Source organism: Rhizobium laguerreae (assembly GCF_019778565.1).
In the GTDB taxonomy this organism is placed as follows: Bacteria; Pseudomonadota; Alphaproteobacteria; order Rhizobiales; family Rhizobiaceae; genus Rhizobium; species Rhizobium laguerreae.
In genome coordinates this window covers 223396-238208 of record NZ_JAAXQT010000001.1, presented here as the reverse complement: position 1 = coordinate 238208, position 14813 = coordinate 223396, and the positions used below count along the sequence as shown (strand labels likewise).

Here is a 14813-nt window from a genome sequence, read left to right as displayed (position 1 = left end):
CAGTGAGTTGCTTTCATTGCAAAAGTCTAGTTGCAAATGTAAGTCCTTTGCATGAACCGATATGAAGTTCGGCCTTTCCCACAGGTACGACGATCTGTACTGCCCGAGCCGGGATAGACTGATCAAACGCCACGATATTCCACTGAGGTCGCATGTCTGTTTATCAATTGAAGTCCCGGTTTCAGAATATTCTTCGCCCTCTGGTGCGCGCACTCGCGGCACGGGGCGTCACCGCCAATCAGGTGACTTCAGTTGCTGCCGCCTTCTCGGTGGCACTTGGCCTTTTTCTGAGCGTCGCCCCGCTTCCGCATTGGTTCCTGCTGGTGCCTATATGGTTTCTCCTGCGCATGGGCCTCAACGCCATTGACGGCATGCTCGCGCGCGAACATGGGCAGAAGAGCATTTTAGGTGCGTATCTGAACGAGATCGGTGATGTCGTGTCGGATGTCGCCCTGTATTTGCCGTTTGCGCTCATCGATCCGAATGGCTTGATGCCGGCGATGGCCGTCATATTCCTCTCGGTATTAACGGAATTTACCGGCGTTCTGGGTCAAACGGTCGGGGCAAGCCGGCGTTACGACGGGCCGCTGGGCAAAAGCGACCGTGCGGTGCTTTTCGGTGCGCTCGGCATCTTTGTCGCGATCGGTGGGACGTTTGCAGCATGGACATCGTGGCTTTGGGCGCTGGTGGCTCTACTTCTCATATGGACGATCATCAACCGCATCAGCGCCGGTATTCGCGAGGCACACGCGGCCGCCCGATAGGAGCGACCGCCGATCCGCTGCCGGGTCTTCCATCGGCAAATGTGATCCGAAAACTGTGTCGATTCTCTCCTTCTAACCGAACGTTAAGCTTAGGTTGTATTTTTAGCGCAGCATCTTGAAAGCACAAAAGCGGTGCTTTATGTTTTGCCTATGGCTACCACAGGCAAGACACCGCATCCATCGCTGCTGCGCTACACGCTGGCGCCTGACGACAGTGCCCGGCAGGCGCTGGACGACACCATTGCCGCCTATCTCAGGATGATCGAAATCCTGACCGGCCTCGTCTCTGACAGGACGGGCGCCAATCTCGTCGTGTTGCATGACCTTGCCTATGAAACTGTCCGCGAGCAGACGGGCCTGCCGGCAAGGCTGGTCACGCTCGGCCTTCGCGATTTCGCTGCCAATCGCGGCGTCACCGCCGATCCGCCGCATCTGCCGCTCGACGATAAGCTCTTCGCCATCAAAGGCCCCTCGGACCTAACGATCGCCACGGTGCACGGACGCGTTGCCGTGCCCTTCGATGTCGCGGGTTATTCACGGGGATGGGAGAGTATTTTTCCGGCCTACCTCGTTGCGGGCCAGGACCGTTACGAGATTCACATCGGCGTTACGCCGAATTCCGCTCGGATGGAGGAAAACATGACGAACGAAGGCATTCTCTCACGCATGGGTCGCCTGATCGCGGGCATCGCGAATGCGGCCATCGACAAGGCGGAAGGCGTAAACAAGATCGCCGTCATTGAACAAGCGGTCCGCGAGATCGATGCGGCGGCTGATGAGGCACGCACCGATCTCGGCAAGGCGCGTGCGGAGGAATACCGCATCCAGAGTCGCAAAGACGAAATCGTCGAAGACATGAACGCGCTCGACCAGAAGATCCGCCTCGCCGTCTCCTCCGGGCGGGATGACCTGGCAAAGGCCGGCGTCGCCCGTCAGATCGATCTCGAATCCCAGATCGCAGCGCTCGATAAGGCACTGGCCGATGCCAGAGAGCAGGTTGACGAAGGGCAGAAAGCCTTGCAGGCCGTGCTCGCCACGCGCCGTGAGGCGGACGCTCGCCTTGCCGATTTCAAGCGCAGTATCGCCCGACATCCCGAACAAGCAGCGACCGGTCACAGCCAGCCCGCACCGGGTGCAGATGCTGCGCGCGCAGCTGCGGCAGTTTCGCGGCTGACCGGAGTTCCCGCTGGCGAGCATAGCCACAGTTCCGAATTGGACGAACTCGACCGACTGCACCGCGAGCAGGCAATCGAAGCCCGGCTCGCACGCTTCAAGGCGAATAATCGATAACACGATGGCACTCCTTTTCTCCCCTGAATGTGCGCCCTTTGCCATCGCCGCAGCGATCCTTGTCGGCCTGACCGCGATCGAGATGCTCGCGATGGTCATGGGTTTTTCGATGACGGAATTTCTGGGAAAGCCTGAGGTTCATGGCCATGACGGCATCCTGGCTTACCTTTCCTGGCTCAATCTCGGCGGTGTTCCGCTGCTGATTCTCATGATGCTGACGCTCGGCTTCTTCGCGATGACGGGCTTTGCGTTGCAGGCCGTCGCCAACGCCGTCTGGGCGCCGCTGCCAAGCTTGATAGCCGTCATACCTGCCGCGCTCGCAACCATCCCCATGGTCAGGGCATCGAGCAGAACCGTGGCGCGGATCGTACCGCACGACGAAACCTACGCGGTCGATCTCGACGCCTTGCTCGGCCGGACAGCCGAGGTGTCGATCGGCCCGCTCGATCAGGGACTGCCGGGCCGCGTCCGCGTCAAGGATCAGCATGGAAACTGGCACGTGCTTCGAGCCCGAGCTGCCAAGGGCGAAGGTCCGCTCGCGATCGGCGCTTCGGTTCTTCTCGTCGATCACAAGGCAAATGTGTTTATCGCCATTCCCGCGCCGGTCGACCCCGCCGATGCGGACAATCAATCTTTGAGGGAGCAGCAATGATATACGACGTTATTCTACCAGCTGGCATTGGGATTGTTCTGATCTTCGGCATCGGTTTTGTCCTCGCCTCTCTTTACACGCGCTCCAGCCGCGATGAGGCCTATGTGCGCACCGGTCTCGGCGGCCAGAAGGTCGTGCTCGACGGCGGTTCGGTCGTCCTGCCAATCTTCCATTCGACTGCCCGGGTGAACCTGAAGACGCTGCGCCTCGAGGTTCGCCGCGGCGAAGGCGATGCACTGATCACCAAGGACCGCATGCGCGTCGATATCGGCGCTGAATTCTATGTGCGCGTGAAACCCGATGCCTCCTCGATTGCGCTTGCAGCTCAGACACTCGGCAACCGCACCAACGATGCCGAGGCTCTCCGCATCCTGATCGAGGCGAAATTCGTCGACGGCCTTCGCTCGGTGGCCGCGACGATGAATCTCGACGCGCTGCAGGAACAGCGCATGGATTTCGTCAAGGCCGTGCAGGAAGCTGTCGGCGCCGATCTCCAGTCGAACGGCCTCGAACTCGAATCCGTGTCGCTGACACGCCTCGACCAGACCGATATCAAGCATTTCAACGCCAACAACTTCTTCGACGCGCAGGGCCTCGCGGCATTGACCCGCATCACCGAGGGACGCAAGAAAGAGCGAAACGAGATCGTCCGCGACACCGAGGTCGCCATTGCCCAGAAGGATCTCGAGGCCCGTCAGCAATCGCTGACCATCGAGCGAACCAAGCGGGAAGCCGAACTCAGCCAGGAACGGGACATCGCCAACAAATCTGCGGCGACACGCGCCGAAACCGCGCAGCAGGAGCAGGCCGCAAAACGCGCCGAGGAGGAAGCCCGCATCGCTTCCGAACAGGCGATCGCCGAACGTGAGGCATCTGCCAAACAGGCTCGCGAAAGCGCCAACATCGACGCCGCCCGCGCCGTCCAGCAACGCGAAACCGAAGCCAAGCGTGACCTCCAGATCGTGGCACAGGAAAGCGCCATCGCCGTTGCCAACAAGAGCCGTGAAGAATCCGAGGCGAAGGCGGCTGCGGAAACGGCCCGCGCGCTGGCGATAGCGGCAGAAGAAAAGGTCGGCACCGCCAAGGCGATCGAGATTGCCGAACGCGAAAAGCAGATTGCCGTCATCGACGCACGCAAGAAAGCCGAGACGGAAGCGACCGCCGTTACCGTCGGCGCCGAAGCCGAAAAACAGGCGGCAAGCGACCAGGCCGAGGCCATCAAGACGCTCGCCACCGCCGAGGCGGATGCGGCGATCATCAAGGCCAAGGGCATTCTCGAAACCGGCAAGGCCGCGGCCGAGAGCGAGGCATTGCTCAACGACGCCCGCAACAAGCTGAGCTCAGCCATCATCGAGTTCGAGATCACCCGCGAACGGATCCGCATCATTCCGCAGGCGCTCGCCGAAGCGGTCAAGCCGATCGAGAAGATCTCGGATATCAGGATATTCGACACCGGCGGCATGCTTGGCCGTGGAAACGGAGCGGGCGGCGGAAACGGCATCGGGCTCGGTGAAGGACTGGCTAGCCAGCTCCTCTCCTACCAGGCCAACAAACCGATCCTCGACAAATTGTTGAAGGAAGCCGGCTTCGAAGGCGACGATGCCATCTCATCCCTCCTTGGAAATCTCGATGGTGCAAAACCGGCAAGACCGGCGACGCACGCCGCGGCAAAGCCGGCAATACCGGCCGCAGTGCCGACACAAACGATCATCCCTCCGGCGCCGAAGCCGGCCCCAAAGAAGGACTGATCGCCGCGCAAGCGGGTCTGGACTAGCGCAGGATGATTTTACTCCGGTTCGGCCTAAAATCTGAATCCTGTTCTAAATTAAATAGTTAGAGCATGATGTCGCCCGAAAACCGCACACACTTTTCGGCATCATGCTCTATCTCACCCAGCCCGTTGCCAGCGCGTGGGCCCAGTCGGCACGGCCCCTTTTAGCGGCCAGTGCCGACATCGCCATATGGTCATAGGCGACGGTCCGGAACTGCCATGTCCATCCGCCCGCCGCCTTTTCCAGAATGGCATAACTCGCCAGCGGATGGCCGGCTTCCACCTTGTGATAATAAGGCAGTTCGTCGTCATAGGCCGGGCATCCGACGCTGCCGGGATTGACGATCAGGCGGCCATCGGAGAGGCGCACAGCACGGGGAATGTGGCTGTGGCCGCAGAGGATCAGCGGCAGGTCGATGCCTTCGGCCAATGCCTCGATCGCCTCGAACGGCTGCAGGAGGACGAAGCCCTCCGGCGAGACCGATTCCAGCCAGTAGAGATTGTCGTCCTTCGGCGTCGCGTGGCAGAGATAGACCTCGCCGCGATAGACGATATCGAATGGCAGGCCGCGCAGCCAGTCGAGATGGGATGGCGTCAATTGCCGATAGGCGGCGGCATCCGAAGCATGCATGGAGGCGGGATCCTGCTCGATCAGATAGCGGTCGTGATTGCCGCGGACCGACGTCAGGCTAAGCGGCTTCAGCAAGTCTGCCGTCTTGCCGGCATCGAGCGGGCCGCTGAAGAAATCGCCGAGATTGACGATCTCCTCGATCTCCTGCGCACGAATATCAGCAAGCACGGCCTCGAGCGCTAGATGGTTGCCGTGGGTATCGGCAATTGCCGCAAAACGCATCTCTAGCTGCCTCGGTAGGTGGAATAGCCATAGGGCGATATCAGCAGCGGCACATGGTAATGCGCTGTGACGTCGGCAACGCCGAAGCGAATCGGCACGAGATCGAGGAAGGCGGGATGCGGCAGCGGCGTGCCGCTGGCCCTCAGATAATCGCCGGCGTGGAAGACCAGTTCATAGGTGCCGGCCCGAAAATTTTCGCCGATGAGGATGGGGCCGCCATCAACCCGGCCGTCGGCATTGGTCTCCACCGTCTTCAGATGCCTGCGGATCTCGCCGTCAAGCTGGAAAAGATCGATCCTCAAGCCCTCGGCAGGCTTGCCGAGAGCGGTGTCGAGAACATGTGTGGTCAGTCCGGTCATGGGGCTGGCTCTTTGATGATATAAGGGGTTTCGAAGAAGTATTCTTCCAGATTATTGCCCGGCCCGTCACGGTCGACGACCAGGAAATCTGCGGCTTGGCCGAGCGCCATCAGCGGATGGTGCCAGACGTTGCGGCGATAGTTCACGCCCTGGTCGCCGCGCGCCAGAAACACCTGCGGCCTGCCCGGGCGACCGTGCTCATCCTCGGAGACGACGACGAGAAAAGGACGGCCCGAGACCGGCGAGAAACTCTGGCTGCCGAAAGGATGGCGCTCCATCATGGTGACTTCATAGGGGAAGTTGCGCGGCTGGCCACGAAAGAGGTTGATGATGACGCGCGCACCCTCGCCCGTCGCCTCGGCGGCGGCGAGCGCATGGAAACGCTCCGTCGTACCGCCATTGATAAGCCGCATCGAGGCGGGATCGGCTTCGATCACCTCGCCGAAGGGAGCAAAGGCGGATCTCGTAAGCGGACGGATGTCGAGATGTGGGGGCAATCGTTCACTCACCTTCGGCATGCCAGTGACGGATGGCATCGATCGCGGAAAGAAGCTCCGGCAGCGTGCGATACGTCGCCTCCCAGATGTCGGAAGGATCGAGATCGAAGACGCCGTCGAGGATACGGTTGCCCGTGCCGCAGATTTTCGTCCACGGCAGATCGGGATGCTCGGTCGCAAATTCCGGATGAGTCACCAGCAAGCGGGATGCCGCGGCACCGATGGTGAAGTGGCAAAAGGTGACCGCCTTGAAAGTGAGCTTGTCCCCGGCGAACGCCGCCCCATCCATTCCGCCGACGAAAGACAGCGCTTCGGATGCCGCCTCATACATCTCATTGAGATAGTCGATCGCGCGCCGCTCGTTCATTCAGCCTCCGGCAGCATCGTCGTCAGGCGCAGCAGCGCGATCCGCTCGACTTGCGCCGTCGCGGTCGCAAATTCTTCGTCCCTGCTGTTGCCGATCCGTGTTTCGAAGGCCGACAGGATATCGTCCTTGCCGAGCCCTTTGACGGCGATGATGAAGGGAAAGCCGAATTTTTCGACATAGGCCGAATTGAGTTCGGTGAAGCGGGCATGTTCGGCCGGGCTCAGGCGGTCGAGACCGGCGCCGGACTGCTCCTTCCGGCTGTCTTCGGTGAGTTCGCCTGATATCGCAAGGCGCCCGGCAAGGTCAGGATGGGCGCTGAGCACGCCGAGGCGTTCCTGCGGGCTTGCCGCCCGGAAGACGGCGGTTAGCGACGCATGCACGCCGGCTGCCGTCAGCGGCTCCGGCACCTGGCCGGCGTCATAGGCGCGCTCGGCGATGAAAGGCGAATGTTCAAAGACGCCGCCGAAGCGGGAAACGAAATCCTTGCGCGACATCATCACAGCGCTTCCGGCTGATGGTGCTTGTGCCAATGCTCGGCGATCTCGATGCGGCGCGGAATCCAGACCTTGTCATGCTTCAGCACATATTCGATGAAGCGCTTCAGCGCTGCCGCCCGGCCGGGACGCCCGACGAGGCGGCAATGCAATCCGACCGACATCATCTTCGGGCTGCCCGCCTTGCCTTCCTCATAAAGCGTGTCGAAGGCATCCTTCAGATAGGTGAAGAACTGATCGCCGGCATTGAAGCCCTGCGGCGTCGCAAAACGCATGTCGTTGGTTTCGAGCGTATAAGGAATGATCAGGAAGGGTTTCCCGTCGACGCCGTTCACCCAATAAGGCAGGTCGTCGGCATAGGAATCCGAGGAATAGAGGAAACCGCCCTCCTCCTGCACCAGCCGAAGCGTATTGTCGGAAGGCTTGCCCTGGTACATGCCGTAAGGCCGCTCGCCGGTGAGTTCGGTATGCAGGCGCACCGCTTCGAGGATATGCTTGCGCTCCAGATCTTCAGGAAAATCCTTGTATTCCAGCCAGCGGTAACCGTGGCTGGCGATCTCCCAACCGGCCTCCTTCATCGCGGCGACGGCCTCGGGGTTGCGGGCCATCGCCAGCGTCACGCCGTAGACGGTGGCCTGCACCTTGAGATCGGTGAACATCCGCCAGAGCCGCCAGAAGCCTGCACGCGAACCATACTCATAGATCGATTCCATGTTGAGGTTGCGCTGCCCCGGCCAGGCCGCCGCACCGACGATCTCCGATAGCAGGTTTTCGGAAGCCGGATCTCCGTCGAGGATCGAGCTTTCGCCACCCTCCTCGTAGTTGATGACGAACTGCACGGCGATGCGTGCCTCGTCCGGCCATTTCGGATCGGGCGTCAGACGCCCGTAACCGACGAGATTGCGCGGATAAGTCTCGGATACCATCAAATCACCTTCTGAAAAGACGGGGAACGGTAGCATCCGCAGCTGGAATGTCGAGACGGAAACTGCTCCGCCGGATTTTGCCCTTACGGCACAAGCCTTTAGCCCATCGGCAGACTCAAGCGATTTTGCGCGCGCTGACCTTGCCCATCGGATGCAGCGAATGAACGCGGAAAGGACCGCCAGTGCCCTCCTCGATCATCAGAGCCACGTTCGAAACCGTGACAGGTTCGCAGAGGACAGGCTCGAAGATCGTCCGCAACGCCGGCTCGATGCGCGGCATGTCGATCGCGTTGACGGGGCCTGTCACCGGCATATGAAAGCGGAACTCCTCCATCACATAGGGATTGCCCCAGCGATGCAGATTGGAAAATTGCGTCGCCGACAGCCCGTCCGGATCGCTGCGTTCGATCTCGGCCTCGCTAAGCGGTGCGCGGAAACGATCGAATTCCTGCACGATCGCCGAGGCGAGATACTGGATCTGCTCGCAGGGCGTGCTCGGCAGCAGGCTGTAGAAATTGCCGAGCCGGGCGACTTCGATACGAGGAATCTGGAAGGGAACGAAGGTCCCGGAAAAACGCATGAGATCGCGCAGGAGTTGCGATTCGCGCATGTCGCGGGACAAGTGGAACGGCGCCTTCAAAACGCCGTGAAATCCGTAGCGCCGCGGCACGGCGGTATGGAAGGCAATCTCGTGAATGCCGAGGCCACGAACTGCCGGAGGCTCCATCATATCGCCCGAAAACACGTTTCGGCCAAGCCAATTGGCGGCCACGAGCGACAACGGGTCGCTCGCCGGAGGCGTGAAGCAAATGGCATAGCGCATGCAATTTCCTCCATCAAGGAAGTGAGAGCCGTTCAGATCCGGCGCTGTCGATGCGCAAGCAGATAGGTGATTTGCATGACAGAATCACGAAAGGCAGCGGCGTCTAATTCACGTTTAACGTGAAGCCACCGCAATGTGGCTTGAAATTGCGAAGCTTTCCGGCAGCAAAAATCCGCAGTCTGTATCGCTTGCGATACATATCGCCGCCTCCGCCAGCCGGTGGGCGAGGCCGAAACTGACCTTAAAGCCGCCGGTCAGCGCGATCAGGCGCCGGTGGTCGGGATGCCGACCGATCATCGGATCCCGATCGATCGCCTTCGGGCGAAGCCCGGCCCAGCGCTCGACAATAGGGGCGTCGCGAAGCGTCGGTACGATGCCCCGCGCCGCCTCGATCAGCACGTCGAGCTGGAGGTCGGTGGATGTAGGATCGTCAAAACGGTTCTCACTGGTGCTGCCGATCGCCGCGTGCCCGCCCTCATGCGCGACGACATAGAGCCCATCGAGGAAGATCGTCGGCAGCGCCGGGTCGATATCGGCTTTCAACAATGCCGCCTGCCCCTTCACCGGCTGGCCGAGCGGTTGTTTCAGCCCCGGCGTCAGGCCCTGCAACAACGGAAAGGACTGATGGCCGGCGGCCAGGATGCAGTGACTGAAAACGATGGTTTCGCCGTTGATTTCGGCCGTACCGCGATCGGGATCGAGGCCGGCAACCGTCGCATGCTCCAGGATGCGAACATGCTTTGCCCGCCGCAGGAAGGCGATGAGCGCTGCGACCAGCAAGCGAGGCGCAACGCGGGCGGCAAGCGTGTCGTGCACGAAGCCGCTCTCGCCGGCAGACGCCTTGATCCAACCGTCTACATCAGGCCTGTCGAGCACATGCCAGTGGAAGCGGCGCTCGCCCGCCCGCCAATGGAGTTCGGCGTCCTCGGAGTGGCCGCGCGCTATTGTGTTGAGATGCGGCTTCGGCAGCGGGATCAGCCGTCCGGAACGGCGGTAGCCAGCGGAAAGTCCGGTCTCGGCTTCGAGCGCGGCGATCTCGGCTTCGAGCGAGACCAGCGCATCGAATTGGAACTGCTTCTTCTCCGACCACCGGTCCGGCATATGCGGCATGAGCGCGCCGAGCAGGCCGCCGCTTGCACCTTCGCCCAATCTGCCGGCGTCGGCAATAAGGGAACGGATGCCCCGGCGCTCGGCATGGACCGCCGCCCAGAGACCCATGATGCCGCCGCCGACGATCAGCAATTCTGAGGACGATTGACCTGAGACCGGCTGAGGATTATCGGCTTTTTCCATGACAGACGTGAACCCCGATCAGATTGGCGCAGGCGCGCCGCAGCCGCTCGAATGGCGCGACGGCGATATGCCCTATTCCACCGCCTTTGGCGATCATTTTTATTGCCAGACCGATGGGCGGCTGGAATGCGGCCATGTTTTTCTCGCCGGCAACGGCCTGCCGGAGCGCTGGAACGGGCGGCAGACATTCCTGATCGGAGAACTCGGCTTCGGCACCGGGCTGAACTTCGCCGAGACCTGGCGGCAATGGAAACTCCACCGTGCAGATGGCCAGCACCTGCATTTCATCTCCTTCGAACTCCACCCGATGCGCGGCGAAGAAATCGGCCGGGCGCTGTCGCACTGGCCGGAGATCGATGCCGAGCGCGAAGCGCTGACGGCGACGTGGCCGCAAGCGCCTGATAGCATCGTTGAGCTCGATCTCGATGCCCAGACGACGCTCAGCGTGGTCTGCGGCCATGCCTTGGACGGAGTCGCGGCAGCCAAGTCCGGCTTCGACGCCTGGTATCTCGACGGCTTCGCCCCGTCGCGCAACAGCGATATGTGGTCGGAGCAACTGATGCGGCTCGTCTGCGAGAAAAGCGCAGCCGGCGGCACCTTCGCCACCTATGCGGCGGCCGGCTTCGTGCGCCGCAACCTCATCGCCGCAGGCTTTGCCGTCGAGCGCCGCAAGGGCTTTGCCGGCAAGCGCGAAATGCTCTGCGGCATCAAGTAAACCCGGGTAAGTGCGATCGATTCAAACGGCTCAATTGCTAACAGCGAGAGAACCAATATGGCCAGCAGCGCGAATCTTGGACAGCAACTCGAAAACTATGTGAACGAACTCGTGAAATCGGGGCGTTACAACTCTCGCAGCGAAGTTCTGCGGGAAGGTGTCCGGCTTGTCGAGGAGCGGGAAAAACGGTTGATGGCGCTCGATCTGGCGATCGACCAGGGGATCGCCGACGCTGAAGCAGGCCGCTTCAAGCCCATCAGCGATGTCGCCGCCCGCCTTGCGGCCAAATATGACGGCCGTTCGTGATCGTCCTCATCACCGCCAGGCGGAGGCGGATCTCGAACGTATTGGCGACTATATCACTAAGGACGATCTGCAGCGGGCGGCAAGCTTCATCAAAGAACGGCTGGAACGGTGTGAGCGTCTGGCAGAAACGCCGAACGGCTTTTCATTGGTTCGACGTTACGAACACACTGGCGTTCGCCGCCGTCCTTGCGGCAACTATTTGATCTTTTATCGCGTCGGCGAGGATCGTATCGAGATCCTGCATATCCTCAACGGCGCTTAGGAATTCGAGAGCATCCTGTTTTCCGAAGGTTCAAATCAGTAGCTGGTGCGCTCCGGCTGCTGCTCGCTCGTTCCGAGCCACTGGCGGATTTTTTCCTCGAGCAGCTCGGGGCTGATCGGCTTCGACATGTAGTCGTCCATGCCGGCATCGAGGCAGAGTTCGCGGTCGCTTTCGAGCGCGTGAGCGGTAACGCCGATGATCGGCACCCGGTGGCCCGGCCCCTTTTCCCTTTCGCGGATCGCCCGGGTCGCCTGATGGCCGTTCATGACGGGCATCGAGACGTCCATCATGATGATGCGCGGCGTATGCCTCTCCCAGGCGGCGACCGCCTCCTCGCCATTCTCGACGACGAGAAAGGAAAGACCCGTGCCTTGCAGGATCTGTGTGAAGACGATCTGGTTGACCTCGTTGTCCTCGGCGACGAGCACGTCGACGAATTCAGCGGCCCGTTTCTGCGGCAGAGGCGCCGGCGCGAGCACGACCGCTTCCGTCTGCAGCCGGGCAAACTCAGCCTCGGATGCCTGCTTGACGCGGCTGGCGCGCACCACCTCGACCACGGTGTTGCGCAGCACGTTGGCGCGCGCCGGCTTCATCAGATGCGCGTGCCCGTTCAACGCCGCAAATTCTTTTTCCGTGCCCGAAATATCCATCGACGTCAGGAAGATGATCGGCAGTTCGACGAAGCGGGGATCGGCGCGCAGCCGGCGTGCGACATCGGCGCCGTTCATATCGGGCATGTGATAATCGAGCACGACGGCATCGACGGTAACGCCGAGACCGGCCGCCGCCTCCAGGATCGCAAGCCCGGTCCCGCCGCCCTCGGCGGCCACGCCGTCGAAGCCCCAGAGAGACAGCTGCTCGGTCAGGATTCGCCGATTCACTTCATTGTCGTCGACGACGAGGATGCGCGCACCCTGCACGTTGATCGGCAATGGCTTCGGCTCAAGGCGGGCGGCCGCCACCGCAAACGGCAGGTTGATGGTGAAGACGGAACCCTTGCCCCATTCGCTTTCGACGTTGAGATAACCGCCGAAAAGGTCGACGAGTCCGGCGGTGATCGCAAGACCGAGGCCGGTTCCTTCATGCCGCCGGGTCGACGAGGCGTCCACCTGCGAGAATTTATCAAACACCGATTCGAGCTTCTCCGGCGGGATACCGATGCCGGTATCCTCGATGCGGATGCACGCCATGATCTCGCCGCCGGCAGCAGCCTCGAAGCCGACATCGACGAAGACATGTCCGCGCTCGGTGAACTTGACGGCGTTGCCGACGAGATTGGTGACGATCTGGCGGAAACGCCCGGCGTCGCCGATCACGGCGGCTGGCAGGTCGGGTGCGGCCCGCACCAGGAGTTCGATGTTCTTCTCGGCCGCATGCGAGGACAAGAGTGTCGCCACGTCCTCCACCGCTTCGGTGATATCGAAGGCGGCTTTACGCAGTTTCATCTGCCCGGCGTCGATCTTCGAGAAGTCGAGGATATCGTTGATGATCGTCAGCAGCGCATTGCCCGACTTGACGATGATATCGACGAAGGTCTTCTGGCGCGTATCGAGATTGGTCTTGGCGAGCAGCTCCGCCATGCCGAGCACGCCGTTCATCGGCGTGCGGATCTCATGGCTCATATTGGCAAGGAATTCGGATTTGGCGCGATCGGCGGCTTCGGCGCGCGACAGCAGCTGGCGCAGCTCCTCCTCGCGGCTCTTGAGGTCGGTGACGTCGGTAAAAAGCGCCACCCAGTACTGCCCCTTGCTGACCGTCGCATCCATGTTCACCCAGCGCTCGCCGCCGACATGGAAGGCCGTGGAGATCGGCAACCTCGCCGCGATATTGTCGCGCCAACCCTGTAGAATCTCGGCCGCGTCCTCGTGGAAATCGCCGCGCGCCGCGCAGAATTCGAACATGCCGAGCCAACCCTGCCCGGTCTCGATATAGGTGGCGGGAATCTCCAGGATATGAGCCAGCGCCTCATTAGACATCTTGATAATGCCATCCTGGACGATGGCGAGGCCCTGCGGCATGGCGTGTGTCGCGTCGCGCATCATCTCGCCGAGATGTTCCAGCGCGGCACGGGCCTCGTGGACTTCATTTTCCCGCTCACGCACGGCCGTAATGTCGGCATAGGTGAGCAGTATCCGGTCGTTCGAGATACGGCGGCTATCGAAGATGACGGATTTGCCGCCCGCCCAGCCGAGCTCGATCGGCTCGGGCTCCTCGGTCTCGAACAGGTGCTTGCGGAAATCGTAGATTTCCTCGGGCGTCTGCGTGCCATCGTAACGACCGAGCTCATAATTGCGGCGGATGACGTCGATGAAGGGGCGGCCGTCAAAGCGGTCGTCGAGCGGCAGCTCCCAGATGCTGTAGAATTCGTCGTTGACGTAGAGGATCTGGTGGTCGTTATCCAGGATCAGCACGCCGACCGGCAGCGAGCGCAGGATATTCTCGATATCCCGGTGCAGCACTTCTTCCTGCTTCCGCGCTTCGATCAGTGCCTTCTCCCGCTCCTTGAGCGGTGAAATGTCAGAAAAGGAGCCGACGACATAGGCTCGCCCGTCCGCCGTCACGACACGCTTGACTCGCGAGATCACGGGATGGATGCGGCCATCCTTGCTCGGCATTACGCCTTCCAGCTCCTGCGACAGGTCTTGTTCCAGCGACAGCCGGTTTTCCCGGTAGATCGCCTCGCCGCCCTCCGGGCCGAACATTTCATATTCGGTCATTCCCAGCACCCGCGAGCGCTCATGGCCGCTGAAAGTCTCATAATACTGGTTGGCATAGACGAGGCGATGTTTCTCGTCGCGCACGAAAACCGCGACCGGCAGATCCTCCATGATGGTGCGCAGCAGGTCGCGTTCGTCGACGCTCGCGTGCCAGCTCGAATCGCTAGGGGCTACCGTTTTCTCGCCGTTGCGATAGGCGGCGTTGACGACCAGAGGCCGGCCGTCTTCGGCGAAGATGCCGATCGGGTGGTCGAGCTTTTCCAGCGCCTCGCGCACGCGGGCGAAATCGCCGGCAAGGCCATGATCACCGGCGCCCTTCCCGTCTCCAAGGGCGCGGCGTGGCGTCTCGCGCACTTCGAAGATGCCGAGCACATAGGTTCGCTCCGGCGATGGCGAAAAGCTTTCGATCTGGATGCGTTCATGACTGAGGCCCGCCGCATCGAAGCAGATGGCATTTTCCTCTGTGCCGAACACCAGCGCGCGGCGTTCCTTGTCCTCGCGTTCCTCTTCCTCGGCACGGTCGAGGAGTTCGCGGCTGCGCCTGCCGATGAAATCGGAGATCTCGCGGCCTAGAAAGCGGGCATAGGCCTCGTTGACGGCGATATAACGCAGCTCGCTGTTCTTGACATAGGCCGGGGTATCCAGATCAGCGATCCGGCGGCAAGCCAACTCCAGAAGTTCCCCGGCTGATTTCAAAAAATATCGCTCCCGCAACAAATGAAAT

15 protein-coding genes and 1 pseudogene are annotated in these 14813 nt (G+C 61.4%); 7 read left to right on the top strand and 9 right to left on the bottom strand.

The window, feature by feature from the left end; genetic code table 11:
• Positions 1-152: 152 nt before the first annotated feature.
• The 4 genes from HFO71_RS01155 to HFO71_RS01140 all read left to right on the top strand — a co-directional run bounded on the left by HFO71_RS01155 (position 153) and on the right by HFO71_RS01140 (position 4454).
• On the top strand, positions 153-764 hold the full coding sequence (locus HFO71_RS01155) for a CDP-alcohol phosphatidyltransferase family protein (protein WP_077978979.1): 612 nt from the start codon (positions 153-155) through the stop codon (positions 762-764).
• Positions 765-896: 132 nt separating this feature from the next.
• A complete protein-coding gene (locus HFO71_RS01150; protein ID WP_077978980.1) occupies positions 897-2054 on the top strand; it encodes a PspA/IM30 family protein in 1158 nt (385 codons plus the stop codon).
• 4 nt (positions 2055-2058) lie between these two features.
• The gene (locus HFO71_RS01145; protein ID WP_062943620.1) at positions 2059-2706 is read left to right on the top strand and encodes an OB-fold-containig protein; all 648 of its coding nucleotides are present in this window, start codon (positions 2059-2061) and stop codon (positions 2704-2706) included.
• The gene (locus HFO71_RS01140) at positions 2703-4454 is read left to right on the top strand and encodes a flotillin family protein (protein ID WP_077978981.1); all 1752 of its coding nucleotides are present in this window, start codon (positions 2703-2705) and stop codon (positions 4452-4454) included. Before HFO71_RS01145 ends, HFO71_RS01140 begins: the two co-directional genes overlap by 4 nt.
• A 135-nt stretch (positions 4455-4589) precedes the next feature.
• Here the strand turns inward: HFO71_RS01140 and HFO71_RS01135 are convergent, their stop codons facing one another.
• The 8 genes from HFO71_RS01135 to HFO71_RS01100 all read right to left on the bottom strand — a co-directional run bounded on the left by HFO71_RS01135 (position 4590) and on the right by HFO71_RS01100 (position 10089).
• Positions 4590-5330, bottom strand: a complete 741-nt coding sequence (locus tag HFO71_RS01135) for a metallophosphoesterase family protein (protein ID WP_221987477.1) — start codon at positions 5328-5330, stop codon at positions 4590-4592.
• 2 nt (positions 5331-5332) lie between these two features.
• Positions 5333-5689, bottom strand: coding sequence for a hydroxyisourate hydrolase (gene uraH / locus HFO71_RS01130; protein WP_025395554.1), 357 nt, complete (start codon positions 5687-5689; stop codon positions 5333-5335).
• Complete coding sequence (locus HFO71_RS01125; protein ID WP_183594428.1) at positions 5686-6207, bottom strand: ureidoglycolate lyase; 522 nt, start codon at positions 6205-6207, stop codon at positions 5686-5688. The genes uraH and HFO71_RS01125 overlap by 4 nt, the downstream gene beginning before the upstream one ends.
• The gene (locus tag HFO71_RS01120) at positions 6191-6553 is read right to left on the bottom strand and encodes a HepT-like ribonuclease domain-containing protein (protein ID WP_003541963.1); all 363 of its coding nucleotides are present in this window, start codon (positions 6551-6553) and stop codon (positions 6191-6193) included. The genes HFO71_RS01125 and HFO71_RS01120 overlap by 17 nt, the downstream gene beginning before the upstream one ends.
• On the bottom strand, positions 6550-7050 hold the full coding sequence (gene uraD / locus HFO71_RS01115; RefSeq protein WP_132612859.1) for a 2-oxo-4-hydroxy-4-carboxy-5-ureidoimidazoline decarboxylase: 501 nt from the start codon (positions 7048-7050) through the stop codon (positions 6550-6552). Before uraD ends, HFO71_RS01120 begins: the two co-directional genes overlap by 4 nt.
• Positions 7050-7973 (bottom strand): allantoinase PuuE, encoded by a 924-nt coding sequence (puuE, locus tag HFO71_RS01110; protein WP_168337156.1) that lies wholly within the window; start codon positions 7971-7973, stop codon positions 7050-7052. The genes uraD and puuE overlap by 1 nt, the downstream gene beginning before the upstream one ends.
• A 115-nt stretch (positions 7974-8088) precedes the next feature.
• Positions 8089-8796 carry a DUF1045 domain-containing protein gene (locus tag HFO71_RS01105; protein ID WP_168335763.1) on the bottom strand — a complete coding sequence of 236 codons (708 nt, stop codon included), beginning with the start codon at positions 8794-8796 and terminating at the stop codon, positions 8089-8091.
• A gap of 114 nt (positions 8797-8910) precedes the next feature.
• Positions 8911-10089 (bottom strand): NAD(P)/FAD-dependent oxidoreductase, encoded by a 1179-nt coding sequence (locus HFO71_RS01100; RefSeq protein ID WP_221987476.1) that lies wholly within the window; start codon positions 10087-10089, stop codon positions 8911-8913.
• Here HFO71_RS01100 and mnmC2 point away from each other — a divergent pair.
• From mnmC2 to HFO71_RS01085, 3 genes and pseudogenes are all read left to right on the top strand, one after another.
• A complete protein-coding gene (gene mnmC2, locus HFO71_RS01095) occupies positions 10088-10804 on the top strand; it encodes a tRNA (5-methylaminomethyl-2-thiouridine)(34)-methyltransferase MnmC2 (protein WP_131639664.1) in 717 nt (238 codons plus the stop codon). The genes HFO71_RS01100 and mnmC2 overlap by 2 nt on opposite strands.
• A gap of 57 nt (positions 10805-10861) precedes the next feature.
• On the top strand, positions 10862-11110 hold the full coding sequence (locus tag HFO71_RS01090; RefSeq protein WP_221939858.1) for a type II toxin-antitoxin system ParD family antitoxin: 249 nt from the start codon (positions 10862-10864) through the stop codon (positions 11108-11110).
• Positions 11107-11372, top strand: a pseudogene (locus HFO71_RS01085) (type II toxin-antitoxin system RelE/ParE family toxin). The gene HFO71_RS01090 and the pseudogene HFO71_RS01085 overlap by 4 nt, the downstream one beginning before the upstream one ends.
• 35 nt (positions 11373-11407) lie before the next feature.
• Here HFO71_RS01085 and HFO71_RS01080 read toward each other — a convergent pair.
• Positions 11408-14785, bottom strand: a complete 3378-nt coding sequence (locus HFO71_RS01080; RefSeq protein WP_221987475.1) for a PAS domain-containing hybrid sensor histidine kinase/response regulator — start codon at positions 14783-14785, stop codon at positions 11408-11410.
• Positions 14786-14813 lie beyond the last annotated feature (28 nt).

Excerpts from the sequence above, each read along its gene's own strand:
- HFO71_RS01100 (WP_221987476.1), bottom strand. The coding sequence starts at position 10,089 with ATGGAAAAAGCCGATAATCCTCAGCCGGTCTCAGGTCAATCGTCCTCA.
- HFO71_RS01125 (WP_183594428.1), bottom strand. The coding sequence starts at position 6,207 with ATGCCGAAGGTGAGTGAACGATTGCCCCCACATCTCGACATCCGTCCG.
- puuE (WP_168337156.1), bottom strand. The coding sequence starts at position 7,973 with ATGGTATCCGAGACTTATCCGCGCAATCTCGTCGGTTACGGGCGTCTG.
- uraH (WP_025395554.1), bottom strand. The coding sequence starts at position 5,689 with ATGACCGGACTGACCACACATGTTCTCGACACCGCTCTCGGCAAGCCT.
- HFO71_RS01105 (WP_168335763.1), bottom strand. The coding sequence starts at position 8,796 with ATGCGCTATGCCATTTGCTTCACGCCTCCGGCGAGCGACCCGTTGTCG.
- HFO71_RS01090 (WP_221939858.1), top strand. The coding sequence starts at position 10,862 with ATGGCCAGCAGCGCGAATCTTGGACAGCAACTCGAAAACTATGTGAAC.
- HFO71_RS01155 (WP_077978979.1), top strand. The coding sequence starts at position 153 with ATGTCTGTTTATCAATTGAAGTCCCGGTTTCAGAATATTCTTCGCCCT.
- HFO71_RS01135 (WP_221987477.1), bottom strand. The coding sequence starts at position 5,330 with ATGCGTTTTGCGGCAATTGCCGATACCCACGGCAACCATCTAGCGCTC.
- mnmC2 (WP_131639664.1), top strand. The coding sequence starts at position 10,088 with ATGACAGACGTGAACCCCGATCAGATTGGCGCAGGCGCGCCGCAGCCG.
- HFO71_RS01140 (WP_077978981.1), top strand. The coding sequence starts at position 2,703 with ATGATATACGACGTTATTCTACCAGCTGGCATTGGGATTGTTCTGATC.
- HFO71_RS01145 (WP_062943620.1), top strand. The coding sequence starts at position 2,059 with ATGGCACTCCTTTTCTCCCCTGAATGTGCGCCCTTTGCCATCGCCGCA.
- HFO71_RS01120 (WP_003541963.1), bottom strand. The coding sequence starts at position 6,553 with ATGAACGAGCGGCGCGCGATCGACTATCTCAATGAGATGTATGAGGCG.
- uraD (WP_132612859.1), bottom strand. The coding sequence starts at position 7,050 with ATGATGTCGCGCAAGGATTTCGTTTCCCGCTTCGGCGGCGTCTTTGAA.